Annotated in this window: 21 protein-coding genes; 11 read left to right on the top strand and 10 right to left on the bottom strand. The window is 73.1% G+C overall.

The window, feature by feature from the left end; translation table 11 throughout:
• Window positions 1–7 precede the first annotated feature (7 nt).
• Window positions 8–931: a MurR/RpiR family transcriptional regulator gene (locus ACFWPQ_RS15605; protein WP_384033899.1), complete on the top strand. Its 924-nt coding sequence runs from the start codon at window positions 8–10 to the stop codon at window positions 929–931.
• Window positions 932–1,371: 440 nt separating this feature from the next.
• The gene (locus ACFWPQ_RS15600; RefSeq protein ID WP_361291859.1) at window positions 1,372–1,755 is read left to right on the top strand and encodes a hypothetical protein; all 384 of its coding nucleotides are present in this window, start codon (window positions 1,372–1,374) and stop codon (window positions 1,753–1,755) included.
• An 87-nt stretch (window positions 1,756–1,842) separates the two neighbouring features.
• On the opposite strand, the gene ACFWPQ_RS15595 is transcribed toward ACFWPQ_RS15600, so the two are convergent.
• Window positions 1,843–2,589 (bottom strand): peptidoglycan-binding protein, encoded by a 747-nt coding sequence (locus tag ACFWPQ_RS15595; RefSeq protein ID WP_384033896.1) that lies wholly within the window; start codon window positions 2,587–2,589, stop codon window positions 1,843–1,845.
• A gap of 186 nt (window positions 2,590–2,775) precedes the next feature.
• Between ACFWPQ_RS15595 and ACFWPQ_RS15590 the strand changes: the two genes are divergently transcribed.
• The 4 genes from ACFWPQ_RS15590 to ACFWPQ_RS15575 all read left to right on the top strand — a co-directional run bounded on the left by ACFWPQ_RS15590 (window position 2,776) and on the right by ACFWPQ_RS15575 (window position 8,209).
• Window positions 2,776–3,546 (top strand): TetR family transcriptional regulator, encoded by a 771-nt coding sequence (locus ACFWPQ_RS15590; RefSeq protein WP_384033893.1) that lies wholly within the window; start codon window positions 2,776–2,778, stop codon window positions 3,544–3,546.
• Between the two features lie 162 nt (window positions 3,547–3,708).
• Window positions 3,709–4,128 carry a zinc ribbon domain-containing protein gene (locus ACFWPQ_RS15585; RefSeq protein WP_361291953.1) on the top strand — a complete coding sequence of 140 codons (420 nt, stop codon included), beginning with the start codon at window positions 3,709–3,711 and terminating at the stop codon, window positions 4,126–4,128.
• A 161-nt stretch (window positions 4,129–4,289) separates the two neighbouring features.
• Window positions 4,290–5,300 (top strand): NAD(P)/FAD-dependent oxidoreductase, encoded by a 1,011-nt coding sequence (locus ACFWPQ_RS15580; RefSeq protein WP_384033890.1) that lies wholly within the window; start codon window positions 4,290–4,292, stop codon window positions 5,298–5,300.
• 134 nt (window positions 5,301–5,434) lie between these two features.
• Window positions 5,435–8,209, top strand: coding sequence for a hypothetical protein (locus tag ACFWPQ_RS15575; RefSeq protein WP_384033887.1), 2,775 nt, complete (start codon window positions 5,435–5,437; stop codon window positions 8,207–8,209).
• Window positions 8,210–8,258: 49 nt separating this feature from the next.
• Here ACFWPQ_RS15575 and ACFWPQ_RS15570 read toward each other — a convergent pair whose 3' ends face one another.
• The 3 genes from ACFWPQ_RS15570 to ACFWPQ_RS15560 form a co-directional block, all read right to left on the bottom strand.
• The gene (locus ACFWPQ_RS15570) at window positions 8,259–8,654 is read right to left on the bottom strand and encodes a PPOX class F420-dependent oxidoreductase (protein WP_384033884.1); all 396 of its coding nucleotides are present in this window, start codon (window positions 8,652–8,654) and stop codon (window positions 8,259–8,261) included.
• Between the two features lie 102 nt (window positions 8,655–8,756).
• Window positions 8,757–9,515, bottom strand: a complete 759-nt coding sequence (locus ACFWPQ_RS15565; RefSeq protein WP_384033881.1) for a type 1 glutamine amidotransferase domain-containing protein — start codon at window positions 9,513–9,515, stop codon at window positions 8,757–8,759.
• 31 nt (window positions 9,516–9,546) lie between these two features.
• Entirely contained in the window at window positions 9,547–10,719 is a 1,173-nt protein-coding gene (locus ACFWPQ_RS15560; protein ID WP_384033879.1) for a MalY/PatB family protein, read from the bottom strand.
• Between the two features lie 189 nt (window positions 10,720–10,908).
• Between ACFWPQ_RS15560 and ACFWPQ_RS15555 the strand changes: the two genes are divergently transcribed.
• Complete coding sequence (locus ACFWPQ_RS15555; RefSeq protein ID WP_361291843.1) at window positions 10,909–12,285, top strand: S1 family peptidase; 1,377 nt, start codon at window positions 10,909–10,911, stop codon at window positions 12,283–12,285.
• A gap of 121 nt (window positions 12,286–12,406) precedes the next feature.
• Here ACFWPQ_RS15555 and ACFWPQ_RS15550 read toward each other — a convergent pair whose 3' ends face one another.
• Together ACFWPQ_RS15550 and ACFWPQ_RS15545 are read right to left on the bottom strand one after the other, a co-directional pair.
• Window positions 12,407–12,562 (bottom strand): hypothetical protein, encoded by a 156-nt coding sequence (locus tag ACFWPQ_RS15550; protein ID WP_167450010.1) that lies wholly within the window; start codon window positions 12,560–12,562, stop codon window positions 12,407–12,409.
• 153 nt (window positions 12,563–12,715) lie between these two features.
• Window positions 12,716–13,873 carry an ROK family protein gene (locus ACFWPQ_RS15545; RefSeq protein ID WP_384033876.1) on the bottom strand — a complete coding sequence of 386 codons (1,158 nt, stop codon included), beginning with the start codon at window positions 13,871–13,873 and terminating at the stop codon, window positions 12,716–12,718.
• A 178-nt stretch (window positions 13,874–14,051) separates the two neighbouring features.
• On the opposite strand from ACFWPQ_RS15545, the gene ACFWPQ_RS15540 reads away from it, so the two are divergent.
• Window positions 14,052–15,251, top strand: a complete 1,200-nt coding sequence (locus ACFWPQ_RS15540; RefSeq protein WP_384033874.1) for a Gfo/Idh/MocA family protein — start codon at window positions 14,052–14,054, stop codon at window positions 15,249–15,251.
• A 29-nt stretch (window positions 15,252–15,280) separates the two neighbouring features.
• Here ACFWPQ_RS15540 and ACFWPQ_RS15535 read toward each other — a convergent pair whose 3' ends face one another.
• The gene (locus ACFWPQ_RS15535; protein ID WP_361291837.1) at window positions 15,281–15,976 is read right to left on the bottom strand and encodes a L,D-transpeptidase; all 696 of its coding nucleotides are present in this window, start codon (window positions 15,974–15,976) and stop codon (window positions 15,281–15,283) included.
• A gap of 193 nt (window positions 15,977–16,169) precedes the next feature.
• Here ACFWPQ_RS15535 and ACFWPQ_RS15530 point away from each other — a divergent pair, with 193 nt between their 5' ends.
• Window positions 16,170–17,564: a pyridoxal phosphate-dependent decarboxylase family protein gene (locus ACFWPQ_RS15530; protein ID WP_384033871.1), complete on the top strand. Its 1,395-nt coding sequence runs from the start codon at window positions 16,170–16,172 to the stop codon at window positions 17,562–17,564.
• Here ACFWPQ_RS15530 and ACFWPQ_RS15525 read toward each other — a convergent pair.
• Window positions 17,550–18,368 carry an SDR family NAD(P)-dependent oxidoreductase gene (locus tag ACFWPQ_RS15525; RefSeq protein ID WP_384033868.1) on the bottom strand — a complete coding sequence of 273 codons (819 nt, stop codon included), beginning with the start codon at window positions 18,366–18,368 and terminating at the stop codon, window positions 17,550–17,552. The two genes, ACFWPQ_RS15530 and ACFWPQ_RS15525, sit on opposite strands and share 15 nt — an antisense overlap.
• A 50-nt stretch (window positions 18,369–18,418) precedes the next feature.
• On the opposite strand from ACFWPQ_RS15525, the gene ACFWPQ_RS15520 reads away from it, so the two are divergent.
• Window positions 18,419–18,955, top strand: a complete 537-nt coding sequence (locus tag ACFWPQ_RS15520; RefSeq protein WP_384033865.1) for a hypothetical protein — start codon at window positions 18,419–18,421, stop codon at window positions 18,953–18,955.
• A gap of 64 nt (window positions 18,956–19,019) precedes the next feature.
• Here the strand turns inward: ACFWPQ_RS15520 and ACFWPQ_RS15515 are convergent, their stop codons facing one another.
• Together ACFWPQ_RS15515 and ACFWPQ_RS15510 are read right to left on the bottom strand one after the other, a co-directional pair.
• Window positions 19,020–19,649 (bottom strand): MBL fold metallo-hydrolase, encoded by a 630-nt coding sequence (locus ACFWPQ_RS15515; protein WP_361291829.1) that lies wholly within the window; start codon window positions 19,647–19,649, stop codon window positions 19,020–19,022.
• Window positions 19,649–20,737 (bottom strand): S-(hydroxymethyl)mycothiol dehydrogenase, encoded by a 1,089-nt coding sequence (locus ACFWPQ_RS15510; RefSeq protein WP_384033862.1) that lies wholly within the window; start codon window positions 20,735–20,737, stop codon window positions 19,649–19,651. The genes ACFWPQ_RS15515 and ACFWPQ_RS15510 overlap by 1 nt, the downstream gene beginning before the upstream one ends.
• Window positions 20,738–20,953: 216 nt before the next feature.
• Here ACFWPQ_RS15510 and ACFWPQ_RS15505 point away from each other — a divergent pair, with 216 nt between their 5' ends.
• The gene (locus tag ACFWPQ_RS15505) at window positions 20,954–22,363 is read left to right on the top strand and encodes a rhodanese-like domain-containing protein (RefSeq protein WP_384033859.1); all 1,410 of its coding nucleotides are present in this window, start codon (window positions 20,954–20,956) and stop codon (window positions 22,361–22,363) included.
• Window positions 22,364–22,369: the final 6 nt, after the last annotated feature.

The following is a 22,369-nucleotide window of genomic DNA, read 5'->3' as shown; positions in this document are numbered from 1 at the left end:
CGCTTCGGTGCCATCGCCGCAGCAGGCACGAGCACAGGCATCCGCGATCACCTCGGGCAAAACCGTGCCGGAGGCCGAGGCCGCGCCCACCTCCCAGCTCCGCGAACTCTTCGACGGCCCCCGGCTCTCGCCCGGCCAGCGCCGCATCGCCCAGTACCTGATCGACCACATCACCGAGGCCGCCTTCCTGTCGATCACCGACCTCGCCGAGCGGGTCGGGGTGAGCCAGCCGTCGGTGACCCGGTTCGCGGGCGCGGTCGGCTTCAGCGGTTACCCCGCGCTGCGGGAGCGGCTCCAGTCGATCGCGCTGCGCACTCTGGCAGGCGGCACCGGGGCGGCCACGGAGCAGCGCAGCAACGAGCTCCAGGCGGCCGTCGACGCCGAGATCGAGAATCTGGAGAACCTGCGCCGGGACTTCGCCGACCCGGACCGGGTGATCTGGATCGGCCGCGAACTGTCCCAGTCGTCCCCGCTGACCGTGCTCGGCCTGCGCATCTCCGTCTCCCTGGCCGAGTACTTCGCCTACGCCGCCCGCCGTATCCACCCCGACGTACGGGTGGTGACCAGGGGCGGCAGCGTGGCCTACGACGCGCTGCTGCAGTCGCGCGAGGCGGGCGGCACCTGGGTGCTGGCGTTCGGCATGCCGCGGCACGCGCAGGAGACGCTGACCGCGATCCGGGTGGCGCGCACGGCGGGGCTGCGGGTCGCGCTGGTGACCGACCAGGCGCTCGGTGCGCTGGCCGACGAGGCCGACGTCACCTTCAGCACCGGCATCGGGTCCCGCCTGGTCTTCGACACCTACGCGGCGCCCGGACTGATGGCCGCCGCCCTGCTCCAGGCCATGACCGACGCCGATCCCGAGCGCACCCAGGCGCGCCTGGAGGAGTACGAGCAGGTCGCCGAGGAGCACCAGTTCTTCCTCAAGGACTGACCCGGTGATCCCCGCATACCGGCGGTAACCCCTCCCTGTGACCTCTCTCCGCATGACCCCGTAGGGGGACCATTCACCGCATTTCACGCATGAATGTTTTCATACGTCTTGCAAACCGGACGGCATATATAAATACTGCTCACGGATCACCCCCGGCCCACTCCGGGCACGTTCCGCACCCGAGGACGCACCGCTCGCACCCGCCCCGAGAAAGCCGACGGACCGCCCATGCGCACGCAGCACCAACCGCAGTGCCGGCGGCCGACGCCCGGGGCCTCGCACGGACATCCCCAGCCGCCGTCTCCTACCCGCGTCGGCGCCGGGGATGTTCGAACGGGCATCGCCTGCGCGATTCGCCCGCGGCGGCTCCGGCCATCCCCTAGGCCGGAGCCGCCCAGACCCCCGTCGAGCACCCTCACGACGCCGCACACCCGGAAGCGATGATCATGACTCTGACGACGACCGCGCGCATCAGCTCCGACTGGCCCTGCCAGGTCAAGGCACCGGGCAGCTACGACTGGGAACGCTCCGCCGCCAAGTGGCTGCGCGAACTCGTGCCGGCCCGCTACGCCAGCTACCCGGCGCTGATCCGGCACCCCGTGCTCCTTGCCCGGCACGCGCAGATCCAGGTCCAGCAGGAGGTCCGGGTGGCGCGCACCGCGCTGCAGACGGCGCGCGCCGAACTGCCCCTGCTCGGCCTGCCGGAGTCGGTCATCGAGCACACGATCAAGCTGTACGCGGCAGAGGTCATGCAGCTCCAGCACATCGCCCGCAGCGTCCGCGTGGTCACCGAGGCGCTCGTCGGACACAGCACCGGCCGCTGACCGTTCCGGTCCGCCGCCCGCCCCGCCCGGCAGCGCCCAGACCCCGGGCCGGCGGGTGGGGCCCCGCCCGCCGATCGAAGCCACCGGTCAGCTGTCGGTGAGGCTGGTACGGGACTCCAGGGCGCTGCGGGTGTCGTCGCCGTAGACACCGCGTTCGTCGCCGCTGATGCCGTACCAGACCTGGAAGCGTTCCACGGCGGCGGTCAGAGCGGCGTCGTAGGTGCCGGCGGTGGAGCCGTCGCGGTAGACGTCCGGGATGCGCAGCAGGCGCTGCTCCAGCTCGACGACCTCCGGGCCGGAGTCGCCCTGGCGGAGGGTGCCGGCGCCGTCGGGATCGGTGGAGGTGTCGGAGGCCGGTGGGGTGGTGGCCGGTGCCGTGGTCGCGGAGGCGGACGGCTGGGCGGCCTCGGCGGTGCCCTCGCGGCCGGGCAGCAGCAGGGCGCAGCCGAAGCCGACCAGGGCGGCCGCCCCGACCGCCACCACCACGGCGGCCCGGCGCAGTCCCGGCCCGAACCCGAAGGCGCGGGACGGGTGGGCGTCAGGACCGTGCCCGTACCCGTGACCACGGCCGCCCGGCGCGGTGCGCGGGCCGTCGGTGACAGGCGGCAGTTCCTGGGTCTCGTCCTCCGTGCCGGAGCCGGACGCCGGGTCGAAGGCCTCGAAGTCCGCCGGGTCCCGGCTCTTCGGCGCCCTCGCCCTCGCGTCGGCCTCCGTCCCCTCGTGGAACTCGCGCATCAGCTCCGCGAGGGTGTCGAGCCTGCGGGGGCGCAGGACCCGGACCGGTTCCAGGACCGGTCCGCGGTGCGGCTGTTCAGAGTCGGGCGGTGTCGACACACTGCTCTCCTTCCACGCACCCGCGCGCACGGGTGTCCGCGATCCCCGAGGACACATACGGGAGGACCGGCCCGCCGGTTCAGCCCGGGAACGAGAGCGGCCCCGGGAACAACCTGCAGAGCACTCAGTCCCCCATCCTCGTGCACTGAGTGCCAGACAGGCGGACGGAGTGCTACGTTCGCGTCCATGAGCTCCAGCAGCGTGGCACCGCCCGCCAAGCCGCCCATGCGGGACGCCCTGGTCGCGGCGGCCTTCCGGCTCTTCCTGGAGCGCGGTTACGAGCAGACGACCGTCGACGACATCGTTGCCCTCGCGGGGGTGGGACGGCGCTCGTTCTTCCGCTACTTCCCCTCCAAGGAGGACGTGGTCTTCCCCGACCACGAGGGGTGCCTCGCCGACATGACCGCCTTCCTGGCGGCCGGCGACCCGCAGTGCGAGCCGGTGCGGCGGGTGTGCGACGCGGCGCGGCTGGTGTTGCGGATGTACGCCGAGAACCCCACGTTCTCCGTGCAGCGCTACCGGCTCACCAAGCAGGTGCCGGGGCTGCGCGCGTACGAGCTGTCGGTGGTGTGGCGCTACGAGCGGGCGCTCGCCGCGTACCTGCGGGGCCGGTACGCGGGCCGCCCGGACGGGACGCTGCGGGCGGACGTCGTCGCGGCGGCCGTGGTCGCGGCGCACAACAACGCGCTCCGCTCCTGGCTGCGTTCGGACGGGCGGAGCGACGCGGACGAGACGGTCGACCACGCCCTCGGGTACGTGCAGGACGCGTTCGGTGCCGGGTCCACCGAACCCACCGATTCCGCCGCGCCCGCCGGTCCCGCCCCGGGCGGGGCGCCGACGGCGCTGTTCGGCGGTCCGGTGGAACACCCGGACGACGTCGTCGTCCTCGTCTCGCGGCGCGACGCCCCGCTGTGGCGGGTGGTGCAGGAGATCGAGACCGCGTTCGGCCGCACCTGAGAAGTTCCGGCAACCCCATATTGGGGGTACGCAGTGCCTTTACGGCTGACACTGAGTGCCATACGCTGTCGGCGTGCACGGTGGCACCGCCGGCCGGGCACGGGCGTGCCCGGCCGGGTCCGGACACGCGGGATTCCGGGCGAGCCCAGGGAGTTGACCAGCGTGTACCACCACTCGACGAGCGCCGCGCAGTCGGCGGTCGGATTCGCGACGGGCGTTCTCGACCCCGCGCCCGCGGACCTCGCCAAGGACGCCATCGTCTACCAGCGCTGCACCTGGTGCGGCACCGCGACGTACCACCGGCTGCTGTGCCCGGTGTGCCAGGGCAGCGAGCTGCGCACGGAGCGCAGCGAGGGCATCGGTACGGTCCGCCACTCGACGGTCGTGCACCGCAACACGCCCGCCGCGCGCAACGTGTCCCTGATCGAGATGGCCGAGGGGTTCGTGGTGCGGGGCCGGGTCATGGGCCCGCCGATCGGCATCCACAGCGGCGACCGGGTCAAGCTCTCCACCGCCAAGGACCCGGTGCGCGGCGAGCCGGTCTTCCAGCTGCTCGACGAGCCGTACCGCGCCTGGACCTGACGGCCGGAAATCCGGTTGCCCGGCGCCCCGTTGCGCGGGCGAGGATGTGCCCATGAGTGATCGGAGCGGCCGGCGGACGTACTACCACCACGCCGTGCACTGCCACCACGCCGCGGTCGTTCCGCCCGGCGTCGACTAGCGCGGCGGAGCCGGGGACAGCCGTGGCGGTGATCGTGGTGGGGGCCGGGATCCTCGGCGCGTCGGTGGCGTACCACCTGGCGTGCCGGGACGTACCGGTGACGCTGGTCGAGCGGGGTCCCGGTCCGGCCGCGGGCGTCACCCGGGACTCCTTCGCATGGATCGGAGGCACGTCCGGCGGGGACTGGCCCGGCGGTGCCGAGGATCTGCGCCATGCGGTCCTGGCGGACTGGCGGCGGCTGGAGCGGGAGGTGCCGGGCGTCGCGGTCCGCCGGACCGGCTCGCTCACCTGGCCGGTGCCGTACGGCTCCGAGGACGGCCGGCTCTCCGAGGGACGACATCTGGTCGGCCGCGCGGCGATCCGGGCGCTGGAGCCCCGCTTCCGGACACCCCCCGACGCGGCCGTGCACACCCCGTCCGACGCGGGCGTGGACCCCGTCGCGGTCACGGCGGCACTGGTCGGGGCGGCTCGGGCACGAGGCGCCCGGATCGAGTACGAGGCGGCGGGCGCGGCGCTGCGGACGGCGAACGGGCGTGTCACGGGGGTCGACACCGCCGCCGGATTCCGTCCCGCCTCCGCCGTCGTCCTGACCGCCGGAACGGGCGTCGTCGAACTGGCCGCACCCCTCGGAATCGCCCTGCCCGTCACCGGCTCCCCCGCCCGGCTGCTCCGGCTGGCCGCGCCTCCGGGACTGGTGCGGTCCGTCGTGGCCGGACCGGACTTCGAAGTACGCGAAGTGAGCGCGGGACGGCTGCTGCTCACCCATACCCAGGCGGACGACGAAACGGCCGTCACCGGCCTCCGCGAGGCGTTCGAGGGCGAGTTCAGGGTGCTCGGGTCCCGGGTGGGCGTCCGCCCGATGCCCGAGGGCGGCCCGCTGATCGGCCCGCTCGCCCCGGACGGCTCCGCCTACCTGGCCGTCACCCACTCCGCGGTCGCCCTCGCTCCCACCGTCGGCCGCCTGGTCGCGGCGGAACTCGCCACCGGACAGGCCGCCCCCGAACTCGACAGGTGCCGTCTCCCGCGCACTTGACCTTTCGCACACGTCTCACAGGCAATCAGGTCCCACAGGCAACCCACAGACTCGACTCCCCGTCCTCCGGAGGGCGAGGGGCTCCCCGGGACGGCCGGGACGGCCCGTGCTCGCCTTCCGAGGAGGAGGGGACATTGGTCCGTACCCGGCGCATATGGGTCATCGCGACAGCGGTGCTCGCGCTCGCGGGAGGAGTGTCCGGCACCACCGCACAGGCTCAACAGGCCCCGGCCGCGGCCGTGTCCGCCGCCACGTCCGGCGGAGAACTGCCGCCCGGCTGGCACATCGACCAGGGGCGGTCGGCGCCCCAGCTGGTCTGGCGGTCCGGCAGGCGGGTGCCGATGGGTGACGCGCGGGTCGAATTCAGGTCGGCCGGACGGCTGTTGGGGGTGCCGAAGCCGGAGCGGGACGGGCACACCTTCCGGCTCGGTCTGGCCGGGGCGCGGGCGGGAGCGCTGACGGACCTTCAAGTCTGGTCCGGCGGCCACCGGTTGGACAGCCGCCCGGGCGCATCCGCGCCCTCGGCGGCGGTCCGGCCCCCGGCGCCGCTGCCCGCCAATCCGGTGGACCCGGGCAGGCCCGGCCCGTACCGCACCAGGACGGGCTCGTACCGGCTCGAGTCGGTGCGCCTGCCCGGATTCTCCGTCCCGGTCGAGATGCGCGCCGTGGTGGTCGCGCCCACCGGGGTCTCCGGGGCGCGCCCGCTTGCGCTGTTCCTGCACGGCCGCCACGCCACCTGCTACGCCCCGCACGGCGGAGGCGACGACGCCTCCGGCGCCTGGCCGTGCCCGGCCGGCACGTTCCCGGTGCCGAGCCACCGGGGCTATCTGCGCGACCAGCGGCTGCTGGCCTCCCAGGGCTATGTGACCGTGTCGATCTCGGCGAACGGGATCAACGGCCAGGACTGGCAGGCCGAGGACGGCGGTGCGCAGGCCCGTTCGTCGCTGATCCGGCTGCACCTGGCGCACTGGGCCGACTGGGCGCGCCACCCGCGCCTCGCGCCCCCCATCGTGCGCGAGTCACCCCGCGCCGACCTGTCCCGCGTGCTGCTGATCGGCCACTCGCGGGGCGGCGAGGGCGTCAACCGGGCCGCGCTGGACAGCCTGTACCCGCCGCCGGCCGCCCAGGACGGCTATCACGGCAGGGTGCGCTGGCACATCAGCGGGACCGTGCTGATCGGCCCGACCGTCTTCGGCCAGAACCCGGTGCCGGACGTCCCGTCGCTCACGATCCTGCCGGGCTGCGACGGCGACGTCTCCGACCTGCAGGGCGAGATCTACGTCGACGGCACCCGCGGGGTCAGCAGCGGCAGGGCCCTGCACAGCGCCGTGTACGTGATCGGCGCCGACCACAACTTCTTCAACACCGAGTGGACGCCGGGGCAGGCGCAGGCCCCCGCGGAGGACGACTTCTACGACGACCCGGACCACCCGGACCCGGTCTGCTCCCCGCGGGCCGCGACCCGGCTGACCGCCGACCAGCAGCACCGGGCCGGCTCGACGTACATCGCGGCGGCGGCCCGGCTGTTCGTCGCGGGGGACGACAAGGTCCGTCCGCTGCTGGACGGTTCGGGGCGGCGGGCGCCGTCGGCGGACCCGGCGCGGGTGCTCGCCCACGCGGTCGGCGCGGACCGCGATGCCGGGTTCCTGCCGGACGGCCAGGTGACGGTGACCGGCGGCCGGCTGTGCTCGGCGGTCGATCCCGACCCGGCGGTGGCCTGCCTGGGCGAGGGCACCACGGGTGTCTCGCCGCACTTCGCGCAGTGGGAGACGGGACGGGAGGCCGGCCGGCACGCGGTCGCGCTGCACTGGACGTCCGCCGGATCCCCGACCCGCATCCGGGTGGCGCGCCCGGTCCCGCTCTCCGGTGCCGAGGCGCTCGCGCTCCGGGTCTTCGTGCCGCCGAACTCCCGGGGCACCCGGCTCGACGTGTCCGTCACCGACAGCCACGGCCGACGGGCGACGCTCGGCCGGGTCCGGGTCGACGGGCTGCCCGGCAGTGACCGCACCGCGTCCTACTGGGCGCGCGAACTGCGCGTACCGCTCACCGCGGCCCGCCGGGCCGGGCTCGACCTGCGGTCCGTCACCTCCCTTGAGCTGACACCGCGTTCGGGGTCCGGACGGGCCTGGCTGATGGACGCCTGGGGCTGGCGGCCGGGCACCCCGGCGGTCCGCGCGGCCGTGCTGCCGCGTGTCGACGTCGGGAGGCTCACCGTCGACGAGGGCGACTCGGGCGTACGCACGTACCACGTCCCGGTGCAGGTGTCGGGGCGGGGCACCGGCCGGGTACGGGTGTACGTCGTCGACCCGGCGACCGGCACCGCGACGGACCGCCTGGTCACCGTGCGGCCGGGCGGCCACGACATCGACGTGCGGGTCGAGGTGCGGGGCAACACCCGCTACGGCGCGGACGTGCCGTACGACGTGCTGGTCAAGGCCGTGCACGGGGCCGTGGTCGGCTCCTACCGGGGCGGGGTCACCGTGCACGACGACGATCCGGCGCCCACGGTCACGGTGACGCCGCTCGCGGACCGGGTGACCGAGGGCGCGGCCCTGAAGTGGCGGATCTCGCTGTCCGCAGTCGCGGACACGGACATCGGCGCGCTGTTCGTCCCCGTCCCGGTCGGCAGCGGCGGCACGGAGCTGTCCACCAAGGACGTCGACCCGGCCTGGCTGGCCGGCGTCTCCGGCGCGGAACCGGACCCGGAACGGCCGCTGTCCCAGGTGGACGGCCTGTATCTGTGGCTGGACGTGCCCGCCGGGGAGACCGGCCTCGACGTGACCCTGCCCACCGTGCGGGACCGGGTCCGGGAGCCGGCCGAGTCGGTGTCCTTCCGGCAGACGTCCGACGCCGGCAATCCGCTGCCCGGCGGGCCGACGCTCACCGGAACGGTGCTGGACGCCTCCTAGCGGTCCGCGCGTACTGGGGAGACCGTGGTCTCCCCAGTACGCGGCCTTCTCAGGCGGTCAGCGTCACCCGGATGCCGACGGTGCCGTCGAGGCCGCGGCGCAGCCTGCTGCCGAGGAGGGTGAGCCGGCCGGTGATGCCGTACTTGCGGGCGATGAGTCCGCGGTAGCGGGCCGTGGTGGCCGCGTCGACGATCTCCGCGGTGGCCGGGACCGGGTCGCCGGTCGGACGGCCTCGCAGGTCACAGGGGCCGACCTTGACATCCGCACGGCGCCGGATGCGCTTGACCTTCCAGGAGTCGGCGATCGTCCAGACGCCGAGCGTGTCCCCGTCCCGCACCACCCACACCGGGGTGGGAACGGGGGTGCCGTCCTTGCGGTAGCTGGTGACCAGCAGGTACTTACCGGCGCCGAGCCGGTCGAGGTCCGTCCCGGAGTTGTCATCCATGCCCGGAGTCTAGGCGCAACCGCGCCCCCGAAGGGGCGCGGGGAACTGCGCGACCAGCCCCCACCGGCCCGCGGCCGATGAATCGCATGACCAGCGGAGCGCTCAGGCGTCCGCACCCCGGTCGAGCAGTTCGAGATACCTCCGCGCGAACAGATACGCATCGCCGGGCCAGCGGGCCGAGAGATACGCGCCGTCCTCCACGACGAAGGCATGTGTGTCATCGCTCGCGGTACCGCGCCGGGTGAGCTCGCGGGGGCCGCGCTCGAACCGCCCGGCCGGGGCGGCGAGGGCGGCGCGCACCTCGTCCTCGACGTAGGCGGGGTACGTGCGGTAGTAGCGGCCCAGGCGCCAGGCGGTGGTGAAGTAGGCGGTGCGTTCCATGTACTTGGGCAGGCAGGTGGTACGGCGGCCGTGCAGGACGCTGTGCCCGGTGGCCTGGTCCCGGGTACGGGCGAGGACGAGGACGCCGTGGCAGATCGCGCCGACCGGGCGCCCCAGTGCCCAGAACGTCCGCACCTGCTCGCGGAGTTCGGGCGAGCCGAGGTACTGGCGCATGCCGGGCGCGTGTCCGCCGGGCAGCACCAGCCCGTCGAAGCCGGTGACGTCGAGGTCGGCCCAGGCCACGGTGGCGGTGAACTCCGGTGCGGCGGTGAGCTGTTCGTAGAACCGCCTGGGTTCGTCCGCGGCGCCGAGCTGCCCGAACAGGACGCCGGTGAGCAGCCGGGGGTCGGCCGCGGGCCGGGTGCCGGCGCGTTCGGTGGCGAACACGACCTGGTGGCCGGCCCGGGTCAGCTCCCGCCAGGGCACGGCCACCTCGGTCACATCGAAGTCCCGGTCGGGAAGCGGTATCAGCACGCGCATACGGCCATGATGTCAGCCGGGCGGTCGCGCCTCACGCGAGCGCCGCGGCCATCCGCCGTACCGCCTCCGTGATCACCTCGGGCGAGGTTGCGAGGTTGAACCGTACGTGCCCGGCGCCGCCGGTCCCGAAGGGGATGCCGGAGTTCACGGCGACCCGGCCGCGCTCCAGGAAGACCTCGGCCGGGTCGTCGCCGAGGCCGAGGGCACGGCAGTCGAGCCAGGCGAGGTAGGTGGCCTCGGCGGGCCGGTACCGGATGCCGGGCAGGTGCCGGTCGAGGAGCCCGGCGAGCAGGCGCCGGTTCTCGTCGAGGCCCGCGAGCAGGGCGTCCAGCCAGGCGGTGCCGTCGGTCAGGGCGGCCGTGTGGGCGATGACGCCGACATGGCTCGGGCCGTGGCTGACCTCCTCCGGCAGCCGGGCGAGGTCGGCGGCGGCGCCGGGTCCGGCGAGGGCGAGCGCGGCCTTGAGGCCGGCGAGGTTCCAGGCCTTGGAGGCGGACATCAGCGAGAGTCCGCGGTCCGTCCCCGGCACGCTCAGGTAGGGGACGAAGTCGACGCCCGGGGCGGTGAGCGGGGCGTGGATCTCGTCGGCGACGACCCGGACGCCGTACCGCTCGGCGAGGACGGTGACGGCGGTGAGCTCGGCGGCGGTGTGGACGGTGCCGGTCGGGTTGTGGGGGCTGCACAGCAGATAGCCGGCCCGTCCGCCGCCGAGCCCGCGGAACACCGCCTCCAGCACGTCGGGGTCGATACGCCCGTCGGCGCCGAGCGGGGCCTCCACCACCCGCCGGTCCATGTTCCCGACGAACTGGTAGAACGGCGGGTACACCGGCGAGTTGACGACCACCGGGTCACCGGGCCCGGTGACCAGCCGGAGCATCTCTACGACGCCGAGCATCACGTCGGGGACGATCGCGGTGCGGGCCACGTCGAGCCCGTCCCAGCCCCAGCGTTTCGCGGCGAACGCGGCGAGCGCCTCGGCGTAGGCGGTGCCGGCCGGGTAGCCGGTGTCGCCGAGTTCTAGCGCGGCCGTGACCGCGCGCACGACCGGTGCGGCGAGCGGCACGTCCATCTCGGCCACCCAGACCGGGAGCACGTCCTCGGGGTAGGTGCGCCATTTCATGCTGGTACGACATCGCAGCCGGTCGAGGGTGAGGGCGCGCAGCGGGTTCGGTTCGCCCGGATTCTCCTGCGGGATGCTGGTCATGGGCTCAAGATAGGCGGCCGGGGCGGGCCCGGGAACGAGGCGTGCGGCCACGCCGTACTGCCACGGGATCGTAAAGATCACCAACGCTGTGAACACCCTGCGCGCCGCCCACGTATGGAGAGCAGGGCGCTCGACGACCGGAGGGCCCCGCGGTGCAGGCACCGCGCGTTCGGGGTTCGGGAGCCATGGATGAGGCACGCACGACGACGGGTCGTCCGGCGGGGGACACAGCTGGCGGCGGTCGGCGGACTCCTTCTGGGAGGTGCGATGGTCACCACGGCCATGGCGAGCGAGACTCCCGGCACGACCGCCGTGCCGTTCAGCTCCGGTTCCGCGACCGAGGCCGGCAACACCGGTGCCGCACTGGTGGCCAAGCTCGGCACGGCCCGTACGGCGGGCAGCTGGATCGGTGCCGACGGCAAGCCGGTGGTCGCGGTCACCGACGCGCAGGCCGCGGCGATGGTGAAGCAGGCGGGCGCCGAGCCCAAGATGGTGTCGCACAGCATGAACGAGCTGAAGGCGGCCACCGCCACGCTCAAGGCGGCGCCGCGGGTGACCGGCACCGCCTGGGTGGTGGACTACAAGACCAACCGGGTGATGGTGGAGGCCGACAGCACGGTCTCCGCCTCCGACTGGTCGGACCTGAGCCGGGTCGCCGCGGGCATCGGCAGTTTCGTGCAGATGCAGCGCTCCGAGGGGAAGTTCACCACCCGGCTGAACGGGGCGCAGCCGATCCTGTCGACGGGCGGCCGCTGTTCGGCGGGGTTCAACGTCACCAACGGGACGACCGACTTCATCCTCACCGCCGGTCACTGCGGTCCGGCCAACACCATCTGGTTCGACGAGGGCCAGGGCAACGACCAGCAGGTGGGCACCACGATCGACACGCAGTTCCCGGGCAGCGACTTCTCGCTGATCCAGTACGCGAACGGGAAGGCCGGTGACAACGCGGACGTGGTCGCGATCGGCAACGGCCAGGGCGTGCGGATCACGGGGGCGGCCGATCCGACGGTCGGGCAGAAGGTGTTCCGCAGCGGGTCCACCAGCGGGCTGCACGACGGCACGGTGACCGCGCTCAACGCGACCGTCAACTACCCGGAGGGCACGGTCACCGGGCTCATCCAGACCAACGTGTGCGCCGAACCGGGCGACAGCGGTGGTCCGTTGTTCTCCAACGGCATCGCGCTCGGGGTGACCTCGGGCGGCAGCGGTGACTGCACCACGGGCGGGGTGACGTTCTTCCAGCCGGTGACGCGGGCGATGGCGGCACTGAACGTGCAGCTGATCGTGACGAAGCAGGCCGCCGGGGGCCAGGGCGCCTCGCCGGCGCCGTCCGCGTCGGCCAACCACAGCGCCATCGCGCCGAGCGCGGCCTCGCCGGGTTCGACGGCGCCGGTGACCGGGGACGACACCAGCCTGGTCGCCCGGCTCACGGACACCCGGAACGTCGGTCCGGGGCTGCTGGTGATCGGGGGCAGTCTGGTCGCGCTGGTCGCGACCCGCTACATCCGCGCGGAGCAGGACCGCAAGGCGTACCAGCGCTACTACTCGGCGACTTGGGGCTGACAGGGGCAGGGGGCGGAGGACAGGGGCCTCGGCGAGGTCCTACGAGAAGGGCACCCGTGCCGACGGGTGCCCGGGACGCCGGGGTGCCCGGGACGGGCGGTCAGGCCGCCTGATCCGGCTGCTACGGGGTCGCTGCCGCCCATTCGAGGACGAGCCGCTGGTACTCCTCGCGCTGCTCGGTGCTCAGTGTCCCGCCCGACCGGAGCCACAGGGCCCGGATCTCCTCGTTGACCTCGTCGGCCGATCGCTCGGTGACGGCTTCAACAGTGGTGGACATGGCGTGAAGCATATGCCGGTCGACGTGAAGACGCCGTGAGTAAGTACGACCGATACGGGCATATCGGACCGTGTTACTCATCACGTCAATGTGTCAAGGAAAAGCGGGAGTTCGATGCGGTGCACCACCGGCTGTCCGAACGGAAACGGCAGTTCAGCCGCCCGCCCCGCCGAGCACCAGCACCTGGATCGCCAGTACGGCGGCGCCCCGCGCCCAGTCGTGGAAGTCGGAGACCTTGGTCTCCAGGCCGATCGGGGCGGCGAGCGGATGCCGGTGGGTGCGGACCGCGTCCCGCACCGTGTCACCGGCCACCTCCATCAGGCCGACCCCCTCCCCGGCCAGCAGGATCTTCTGCGGCATGACGAAGTTGGCTATCTGCGCGAGCAGCGTGCCGAGCGCCCGGCCGGCCTCGCCGATCACCCGTGTGGCCATCGGCTCGCCTGTGGCGGCAGCGGCGAGGATCTCCTCGTAGGACGCGTCCCGGCCGGTGGCGGCCCGGACCTGGTAGCGGATGCTGGGGATGGTGAGCAGCGACACGGCGCTGCCGCGCTCGCCCTGCGGGGTGAGCGGACCCTGCGGGTCGATGATCCAGTGCCGTCCGAAGCCGCGGTCCTCCTCGGCGCAGGGCACCCGCTTGCCACCGAGCACCAGGCCGTAGCCGATGCCTGCGCCGATGGTCAGCACGACGAAGCGGTCGAGTCCGCGGCCGGCGCCGAACCAGGTCTCGGCCTCGACCAGGGCCGCCACGTCGTTCTCCACGACGACCGGCAGCCCGGTGCGCTCCCGGACCAGCCCGGCCAGCGGGACGTCACGCCAGCACAGGTAGGGCGACTCGCCGACGACGGCGTTTTCGCGCACGAACCCGCCGACGCCTATGCCGATGCCCGCGACCGCGGGGTGACGGGCGGCGAGCTCGGCGGTCATGGCGGCCAGCAGGTCGGCGACGTACTTCGGGTCGTGGCTGGTGAGCGGCCGGTCGAGGCGGGCGACGATGTCGCTCCTGAGGCTGGTGACGACGCCGTAGACCATCTCGTCGGTGATCTTGAAGCCGAGGAAGGAACGGGACTCCGCGACCACGTCGAGCGGCTGCGAGGGACGGCCCTGGCGCGACTCCCCCGGAGCACCCGCCCAGGGGGCCTCGACGAGCAGGCCGGACTCGATGAGCGGCTTGGTGAGGCGGGTGAGGCTGCCCTGGGAGAGGTTCAGCCGGCGGGCCAGCTCGGTGCGCGACAGGGGGCCGTGGACGAGCACCTCGATCGCGACGGAGCGCTCGCCCGAGCTCAGCGGCAGCCAGTTGGCGGCAGGGGTCATGGGGGGTCTCTCGATGGTTTTCTTCTACGATGGAAGCAAGGGAGCCAACACTATGCCCGTCCCTGCGCCCCAGGAAGACCTGTGTGCGCCCCTTGACGCCAGAATTCTTTCATGGCGAAAGTAAGGGAGCCCCAAGGGGAGCCCAACGTGAGACCCAACCAGTGAAGGGCACGCACCAATGACGTTCTCGCTCGGCATCGTCGGCGCCGGTCAGTTCTCCGGCCAGTTCGCGACGCTGTTCCAGGCCCATCCCGGAGTCGGCGACGTGTACGTCACCGATCTGCTGCCCGAGCGGGCGGAGAAACTCGCCGCCGCCCAGGGTCTGGCGGGCACCTTCCCGTCGTACGAGGCCATGCTGGAGTCCGATGTCGACGCGGTCGCGATCTTCACCCAGCGCTGGACGCACGGCCCGCTGGTCCTGCAGGGCCTGAACGCCGGCAAGCACGTGTACTCCGCGGTCCCCATGGCGATCACGACCGAGGAGATCGCCGCGATCATCGACACGGTCAAGGCGACCGGCCTGACCTACATGATGGGCGAGACCAGCCAGTACAACCCGGCGACCGTGCACGCCCGCAACCAGATCGCCGAGGGCGCCTTCGGGCGGCTCTTCTACGCCGAGGGCGACTACGTCCACGACATGGACCTCGGCTTCTACGACGCCTACCGCTACAGCGGCGGCGAGAACTGGAAGTCGACCGCCAGCTACCCCCCGCTGCTCTACCCGACGCACGCGGTGGGCGGGGTGCTCGGCGCCTGGCAGACGCACGCGGTGAGCGTGTCGGCGATCGGCGTGGTCGACGACCGCGGCGACGGCGTCTTCGACAAGGACGTCAGCCAGTTCGGCAACGACGTGTCCAACGCGACCGCGCTGTTCGAGGTGGCGGGCGGCGGGTCGTTCCGGACGAACGAGTTCCGGCGGGTCGGCTACCCGTCCCACATCCGTGAGTCGCGGTTCCGGTTCTTCGGCACCGAGGCGAGCATGGAGCAGCTGGCGACGGTGGCGCTGTGGCAGGACAAGAAGGGCGTGCAGGACATCAGCGAGCTGCTGGAGCCCAAGCCCACCATGTCGCCCGACGACCCCTCGCTCCAGCACATCGCGCCGGAGCTGCGGGCGGCCTTCACCTCCGGGTCGGCGCCGGTGCACGACCGGGCGCGGCTGCCCCGGGAGTTCGACGCGCTGCACAACGGGCACGAGGGCAGCCACCACTTCCTGGTGGACGACTTCGTGACGGCGGTCAACACCCGCACCCTGCCGACGGTGAACGCGTGGGTCGCCGCCCGCTACACCCTGCCGGGCATCGTCGCGCACGAGTCCGCGCGGCAGGGCGGGGCCAGGCTGGAGATCCCGGACTTCGGGGACGCCCCGGCGAGCTGAGCCGGGGCGGTGGCCGGGGCCGGGTGCCGTCAGGTGCCCGGCTTGCGGCCGTACACGAAGACGTCGTCGCCGGTCTTCAGCAGCGACCAGTACTTCTTGGCGGTGGCGGGGGTCATGTTGACGCAGCCGTGCGAGCCCGGCGGGTTCCACATGCTGAGGTTCACCGAGTGGAAGGCCTGGCCGCCGTCGAAGAACTGGCTGTAGGGCATCGGCACGTTGTAGACGGACGAGACGTGGTCGATGTCACGCCAGTAGATCTTCTTCAGGCCGGTCCGGGTCTCGAACCCGTCACGGCCGGTACGGACCGGGACCGGGCCGTAGACCAGCTTGTTGCCGTCCTGGATCCAGCTCAGCTGGAGCGTGAGGTTGACGCAGGCGATGCGCCCCTTGTTCGTCGGGCACTTGCCGTCCTTGTTGGGGTTGTTCCCGACGGCCTTCTGCTTGTTCATCAGGTCCATCACGCCCCAGGTGACGGGACCCGCGTACCCGACGGCGGGCGTGATGCCGTGCTTGTTCTGGAACGCCTGGATCGCCTTGCAGTCGGCGGTGGACTGCTTGCCGTCGACCGGCCGCCCGAGGAACTTCTCCACCTGCTTCTGGTACGGCCCGGCCTGCGTGGTGCAGCTCGCCGCCTGCGCCGGAGCGGAGGTGAGGGCGAGTGTGAGCGGCGCCACGAGCCCGGTGACACCGAGCACGACGGCACTTCGTCTACGTATATCCCCCATATGACGTCTGTCTCCTTTTCCTGTCCCGTGGTCTCGTCGTACTGGACCGACCGAGACACGGCATTGGTTGTAACCCTGGTCAGGCTGTGACGAAACGGTTAACTTCGCCGTCGCGGCCGCCGCTGCCGGCACCGGTCCACTTACCCGGAAGTGGACCGCGCCACATCGTCGTGGCCGACCTAGTCTGCGGTTCATGCACCCCGCACTCGCCGACGATCTCGCGCGGCTTCCCGAACTTCTCCAGTCCGCCCGCGACGAGGCCGCCCGTGCGGCGGCCGGGTCGGCCGAGCGGCCGGTGGCCGCGCTCGGGCCCGCACCCGCACGGGCACCGCTGCCCGAGCAGGGGAAGGGCGGTGCCGGCGCGCTGGCCCGGTTCACCGAGCGATGGGCGCCGGGAATGTCCGCCTCGGCCGGGCCACGCTACCTCGGTTTCGTCACCGGCGGTGTGACGCCCGCCTCCCTCACCGGCGACTGGCTGACCTCGGCCTACGACCAGAACCTCTCCGGGGACGTCGGTTCCTGGGGTGCCGCCCTGGAGCGCGAGACCGTGGGATGGCTGGCCGAGCTGTTCGGACTCGGCGCGGCACACAGCGGGGCCTTTGTGACCGGGGCCACGATGTCGAACACGGTCGGCCTGGCGATCGCCCGGGAGTGGCTCGGCGAGCGGCTCGGGGTGGACGTCTCGCGGGCGGGGGCCGCGGCGCTGGGCCCGGTCGACGTGCTCTCCGGCAGCCCGCACTCCAGCGTGGGCAAGGCGCTGTCGATGCTCGGGATCGGGCGGGACCGGCTGCGCGCGGTGCCGTTGCTGCCCGGCAACCGGGAGGCGGTGGACGTGACCGCGCTGGACGCGGCGCTGGCCGGGCTGGACGGGCGGCCCGCGATCGTCGTCGCCAACGCCGGGACGGTCAACACCGTCGACTTCGACGACCTGCGGGCGATCGCCGCGCTGAAGGAGCGGTACGACTTCTGGCTGCACGTGGACGCCGCGTTCGGCGCCTTCGCCGCCCTCTCCCCCGCCCACGCCCCGCTCGTCGACGGTCTCGACGCGGCCGACTCGGTCTGTGTGGACCTCCACAAGTGGCTCAACGTCCCCTACGACGCGGCCGTCCAGTTCACCCGCCGCCGCGACCTCCAGGTGGCCGTCTTCCAGAACGAGTCCCCGTACCTGGGCCCGCCCGCCGGCACCCCGGACTTCCTGCACCTCACCCCGGAGAACTCCCGCCGGATGCGGGCGCTGCCCGCCTGGTTCGCGCTGACCGCGTACGGCCGGGACGGGCACCGCGAGATCGTCGAGCGCAACGTCGCCGAGGCCCGCCGGCTCGGCTCCGGCATCGAGGAGTCGCCCGCCCTGCACCTGCTCGCCCCGGTCCGGCTCAACGTGGTCTGCTTCACCCTCGCCGAGCAGCCCACGCAGGAGCGGGTGGCCGCCCTGGCCCGGGCGGTCGCCGCGTCCGGGGAGGCGTTCCTGACACCGACGGTGTACGGCGGGGTGCCGGCGCTGCGGGCGGCGTTCAGCAACTGGCGGACCACCGGGGACGACACCCGGCGGGTGCTCGCCGTGCTCGCGGCCGCCTCAGCCGCTCTGTGACCCGCGCCGGGCCTCCCGGTGCGGGCGGAGCGCCGCGTGGAACCCGCTGTTGACGGCGGTGAGCCCGCCGTCGACGCGGAGGGTGGTGCCGGTGATCCAGGCGGCGTCGCGGGAGGCGAGGAAGGCGACGGCCGCGGCGACGTCCTCCGGTTCGCCGACCCGGCCGAGCGGGTACAGCGGCCGGAGGGCGGCGAGTTCGTCCTCCCGGTCCGCCCAGGCCGAGGTGCGGACCGTGCCGGGCTCCACCAGGTTGACCCGCACCCCGCGCGCGGCCGCGTGCCCGGCGAGGGTGCGGGTGAGCGAGACGAGCCCGGCCTTGGCGGCGCTGTAGGCGTGGTTGCCGAAGTCGGCCTCGGCGTTGACGGAGCCGATGCTCACGATCGCGCCCCGGCCGGAGGCGGCCAGGTGCGGAAGGGCGGCGCGGCAGCAGCGGTGGACGCCGGTGAGCGTGATGTCGAGGTCCAACTCCCAGCCGTCGTCCGGCTGGTCCTCGAAGAGGGGGACGTCCGGGGTGCAGTGCGCGGCGCAGTTCACCAGGACGTCGAGCCCGCCGAAGGCGCCGACGGCGTGCTCGACGGCGGCCTCCACGGCTTCCCGGTCGGCTACGTCGCAGGCGAACGCCGTGACCGCCAGCCCCTGTTCGCGCAGCGCGGCCGCCGTCCGCTCCGCCTCGGGGAGGTCCCGGTCGGCCGCCAGCACCCGTGCGCCCTCCTCGGCGAGCCGGCGGGCGACGGCCGCGCCGATGCCGCGGGCGGCGCCCGTGACGAGAACTCCGTGTCCGGCAAAGCGATCGAGTCCGGTCATGACGACGACCGTACGGGCCGGACGATCAACAGGACAGATAGCGTGCGCACATGTCCTCGTTCTTGCAGCAACTCCCGGCCCTCATGGGCGTCGTGATCGGCGCGCTCGGCTCGTATCTCGCGGTGGTGCGCGGTGACCGGGCGCGGTTCCGGCGGGAGCAGGAGGTGCGCTGGGAGGAGCGGCGGCTGGCGGTGTACAGCGACTACGCGCGGGCGCTGAAGAAGTCGGTGAACCTCACCTACCGCGTCGCCGCTCATCTCGGCAACGACCCGCATCCGCACCCGATCTCCCCGGCCGAGGCCGAGCCGCAGCTGGCGGCGGCCACCGACGGCCGTGATCCGGCCGGGGAGGCGCTGATCATGCTGGGCAGCCGGGAGGTGGTGGAGCAGGCGCGGGAGTGGGTGACCACGGTGATGGACATGGAGCGGTTCATGCGCGCCGGGACGGTCGACCCGGACGCCTGGCAGGACCTGCTGGCACGGCAGCGGGCCTGCCGGGAGCGCTACTACACCGCCGTACGCCAGGATCTCGCGCTGCCCCCGGGGCACCCGGCGCTCTGGTCGACCCGGCCCGTGTCCGACGGCTGAGGGGCGTGCCGGTTCCGCGGAAGCCGCGGGCGGGCCTTCCGCGGAAGCCGACATCACACGTGGGTCAGTGTCCCCGGGCGATCCACTCCGCCAGATGGGGTGCCTCGGCACCGATGGTGGTCGGGTCGCCGTGGCCGGTGAGGACCTTCGTCTCGGGCGGGAGGGTGAGCAGCTTGTCCCGGATGGAGTCGATGATCGTCGGGAAGTGCGAGTAGGACCGTCCGGTCGCGCCGGGGCCGCCCTGGAAGAGGGTGTCGCCGGTGAAGACGACACCCAGGCCGGGGTCGTGGAGGCAGACGGCGCCGGGCGCGTGGCCGGGCGTGTGCAGGACGGTGAGGTCGGCGCCCGCGGCCTCGATGACCAGTCCGTCGGACAGGTGGTTGTCGGGGTCGCGGTCGGGGTGGGTGAGCTTCCACAGCGGCAGGTCGTCGGGGTGCAGCCAGATCTTGGCGCCGGTGAGGTCCGCGAGGGCGGGCGCGGCGTCGATGTGGTCGTTGTGGGCGTGCGTGCAAACGATCGCCTTCAGGACGCGGTCGTCGACCGCCGCGGCGATGGCCTCGGCGTCGTGTGCGGCGTCGATGACGATCACCTCGCGTTCGTCGCCGACGATCCAGACGTTGTTCTCGACGTCCCAGGTGCCGCCGTCGAGGGTGAACTGCCCCGAGGTGACGAGGCGTTCGATGCGCGTGGTCATCAGAGCACCACCACCGAACGCAGCACGTCGCCGCCGTGCATCCGCTCGAAGGCCTTCTCCACCTCGTCGAGCTGGATGGTCTCGGTGACGAAGGCGTCCAGCGGCAGCCGCCCCTGCAGGTGCAGGTCGATCAGCATGGGGAAGTCCCGGGAGGGCAGGCAGTCGCCGTACCAGCTGGACTTGAGCGCGCCGCCACGGCCGAAGACGTCGAGCAGCGGGAGTTCGAGCTTCATCTCGGGGGTGGGCACGCCGACCAGGACGACGGTGCCGGCGAGGTCGCGGGCGTAGAAGGCCTGCCGGTAGGTCTCCGGGCGGCCGACTGCCTCGATGACGACGTCGGCGCCGAAGCCGCCGGTCAGCTCGCGGATGGCCTCGACGGGGTCGCTCTCGCGCGAGTTGATGCTGTGGGTGGCGCCCAGGGCGCGGGCCTTCTCCAGCTTCCGGTCGTCGATGTCGACGGCGATGATCTTCGCGGCGCCCGCGAGGCGGGACCCGGCGATCGCCGCGTCGCCGACCCCGCCGCAGCCGATCACAGCGACCGAGTCGCCCCGGCCGACGTTGCCGGTGTTGATCGCGGCGCCGATGCCCGCCATCACCCCGCAGCCGAGCAGCCCGGCGACCGCCGGGGAGACGGCCGGGTCGACCTTGGTGCACTGCCCGGCGGCGACCAGGGTCTTGTCGGCGAAGGCTCCGATGCCGAGCGCGGGGGAGAGCTCCTGCCCGGTCGAGGCGAGGGTCATCCTCTGCTTCGCGTTGTGCGTGTTGAAGCAGTACCAGGGCCGACCGCGCAGGCAGGCCCGGCAGTTCCCGCACACCGCACGCCAGTTGAGGATCACGAAGTCACCGGGCGCGACGTCCGTGACGCCCTCGCCGACCGACTCCACCACCCCGGCGGCCTCGTGGCCGAGCAGGAAGGGGAACTCGTCGTTGATCCCGCCCTGTTTGTAGTGCAGGTCGGTGTGACAGACCCCGCAGGCCTGCACCTGTACGACGGCTTCGCCCGGCCCCGGGTCCGGCACCACGATCGTCTCGACCCGCACGGGCTCGTCCCTGCCCGGTGCGATCACGCCGCGTACTTCCTGCGCCATGGACCTGCCCTTTCGTCGCTCTGCTGACGTGCTGCCCTCCGACCCTACGCGGGAACGATCAGCGACGGCACGCATCGCTCGTCGCGGATCTTCCCCTGCGGCCGCCGTCCGTGTCGGCCGCCACCTCCCTCACATACCCCCGGGGGTACCTCTGCTACGGTGGTCCATATACCCCCGGGGGTAATTTCCGGGGAACGAGGAGAGGAGTGTGCCGCCATGTCCTTCGTCGACACCATCGAGGTGCCCGGACTGGGCAACCGCGGCTATCTGGCGGGCGGGGCGCACGGCGCCGTCGCGGTCGATCCGCCCCGGGACGTGGACCGGGTGCTGGCGGCCGTCGCCCGGCGCGGGGTGCGGCTCACGCAGGTCGTGGAGACGCATGTGCACAACGACTACGTCTCCGGCGGCCTCGAACTGGCCCGGCTGACCGGCGCCGCGTACGTGGTGCCGGCCGGGGCACGGGTGGCGTACGAGAGGGTGCCGGTGGCCGACGGGGACGTGCTGGAGATCGAGGCGGGCCTCGCGCTGCGCGCGCTGGCCACCCCCGGGCACACCCCTCACCACACGTCGTACGTCCTGGAGGAGACCGGGCGCGCGGTGGCCGTCTTCACCGGCGGCTCGCTGCTGATCGGCACGGTCGGCAGGCCCGACCTGGTGGAGCCCCGGCTCACCGGCGAGCTGGCCCGGGCGCAGCACGCCTCGGCGCACCGGCTGGCCGCCGAGCTGCCGGACGGGACGGCTGTGCTGCCGACCCACGGCTTCGGCAGCTTCTGCTCGGCCGGGGACGCCTCCGGCTCCGCCACCACCATCGGCCGGGAGCGCGCGGTGAACGAGGCGCTGGTCAAGGACGTCGACACGTTCGTCGCCGAGCTGCTGGCCGGGCTCGACGACGTCCCGGCGTACTACGCCCACATGGGCCCGCTGAACTCCGGGGGCCCGGCCCCCGTCGACCTCACGCCGCCGCGCCGGGCGGACGCGGCACAGATCGCGGCGCGGCTGGCCGCCGGGGAGTGGGTGGTGGACCTGCGCAACCGGGTGGCGTTCGCCGAGGGCCATGTCCCGGGCGCGCTGAACTTCGAGGCCGACGGACAGCTCGCCACCTATCTGGCCTGGCTGCTGCCCTGGGGCAGGCCGGTCACGCTGCTCGCCGAGTCGGCCGCGCAGCTCGCCGCCGCCCAGCGGGAACTGACCCGCGTCGGCATCGACCGCCCGGCCGCGGCCGCCACCGGCACCCCCGGGGCCTGGCTGCGTCCGGGCGAACAGCCCCGTTCCTTCCCGCGGGCCACGTTCACGGAGCTGGCGGCGCACGGGACGCGCGACGTCGTCGTCCTGGACGTGCGCCGGAACACGGAACGGGCCGGCGGCCACATTCGGGGCTCCCTCCACATACCCCTGCACCAGCTGCGGGAACGGCTCGGCGAGATACCCGGCGGCACAGTGTGGGTGCACTGCGCGGGCGGTATGCGGGCGGCCGTCGCCGCCTCGCTCCTCGACGCGGCCGGGCGTTCGGTGGTCGCCGTCGACGACGGGTTCGCGGCGGCGCGCGCGGCCGGGGCGGGTATCTGCAACCAATCTCCGTGCCCACCTCACCCCCGTCCATCGGGGGTGGCGGGTTGTGCGAGCTAAGCGCGC

Origin of the sequence: Streptomyces sp. NPDC058464 (genome assembly GCF_042721035.1) — a bacterium.
Classification (GTDB): Bacteria; Actinomycetota; Actinomycetes; order Streptomycetales; family Streptomycetaceae; genus Streptomyces.
The sequence above is the reverse complement of the archived record's forward strand: the minus strand, read 5'-3'. Positions and strand labels throughout refer to the sequence as shown.

Coding starts and splice junctions, on each gene's coding strand:
- ACFWPQ_RS15590 (WP_384033893.1), top strand. CDS start 2,776: ATGAGCTCCAGCAGCGTGGCACCGCCCGCCAAGCCGCCCATGCGGGAC.
- ACFWPQ_RS15510 (WP_384033862.1), bottom strand. CDS start 20,737: ATGGCGCAGGAAGTACGCGGCGTGATCGCACCGGGCAGGGACGAGCCC.
- ACFWPQ_RS15550 (WP_167450010.1), bottom strand. CDS start 12,562: ATGTCCACCACTGTTGAAGCCGTCACCGAGCGATCGGCCGACGAGGTC.
- ACFWPQ_RS15520 (WP_384033865.1), top strand. CDS start 18,419: ATGTCCTCGTTCTTGCAGCAACTCCCGGCCCTCATGGGCGTCGTGATC.
- ACFWPQ_RS15530 (WP_384033871.1), top strand. CDS start 16,170: ATGCACCCCGCACTCGCCGACGATCTCGCGCGGCTTCCCGAACTTCTC.
- ACFWPQ_RS15545 (WP_384033876.1), bottom strand. CDS start 13,873: ATGACCCCTGCCGCCAACTGGCTGCCGCTGAGCTCGGGCGAGCGCTCC.
- ACFWPQ_RS15515 (WP_361291829.1), bottom strand. CDS start 19,649: ATGACCACGCGCATCGAACGCCTCGTCACCTCGGGGCAGTTCACCCTC.
- ACFWPQ_RS15570 (WP_384033884.1), bottom strand. CDS start 8,654: ATGGATGACAACTCCGGGACGGACCTCGACCGGCTCGGCGCCGGTAAG.
- ACFWPQ_RS15560 (WP_384033879.1), bottom strand. CDS start 10,719: ATGACCAGCATCCCGCAGGAGAATCCGGGCGAACCGAACCCGCTGCGC.
- ACFWPQ_RS15525 (WP_384033868.1), bottom strand. CDS start 18,368: ATGACCGGACTCGATCGCTTTGCCGGACACGGAGTTCTCGTCACGGGC.
- ACFWPQ_RS15505 (WP_384033859.1), top strand. CDS start 20,954: ATGTCCTTCGTCGACACCATCGAGGTGCCCGGACTGGGCAACCGCGGC.
- ACFWPQ_RS15600 (WP_361291859.1), top strand. CDS start 1,372: ATGATCATGACTCTGACGACGACCGCGCGCATCAGCTCCGACTGGCCC.
- ACFWPQ_RS15565 (WP_384033881.1), bottom strand. CDS start 9,515: ATGCGCGTGCTGATACCGCTTCCCGACCGGGACTTCGATGTGACCGAG.
- ACFWPQ_RS15540 (WP_384033874.1), top strand. CDS start 14,052: ATGACGTTCTCGCTCGGCATCGTCGGCGCCGGTCAGTTCTCCGGCCAG.
- ACFWPQ_RS15535 (WP_361291837.1), bottom strand. CDS start 15,976: ATGGGGGATATACGTAGACGAAGTGCCGTCGTGCTCGGTGTCACCGGG.
- ACFWPQ_RS15555 (WP_361291843.1), top strand. CDS start 10,909: ATGAGGCACGCACGACGACGGGTCGTCCGGCGGGGGACACAGCTGGCG.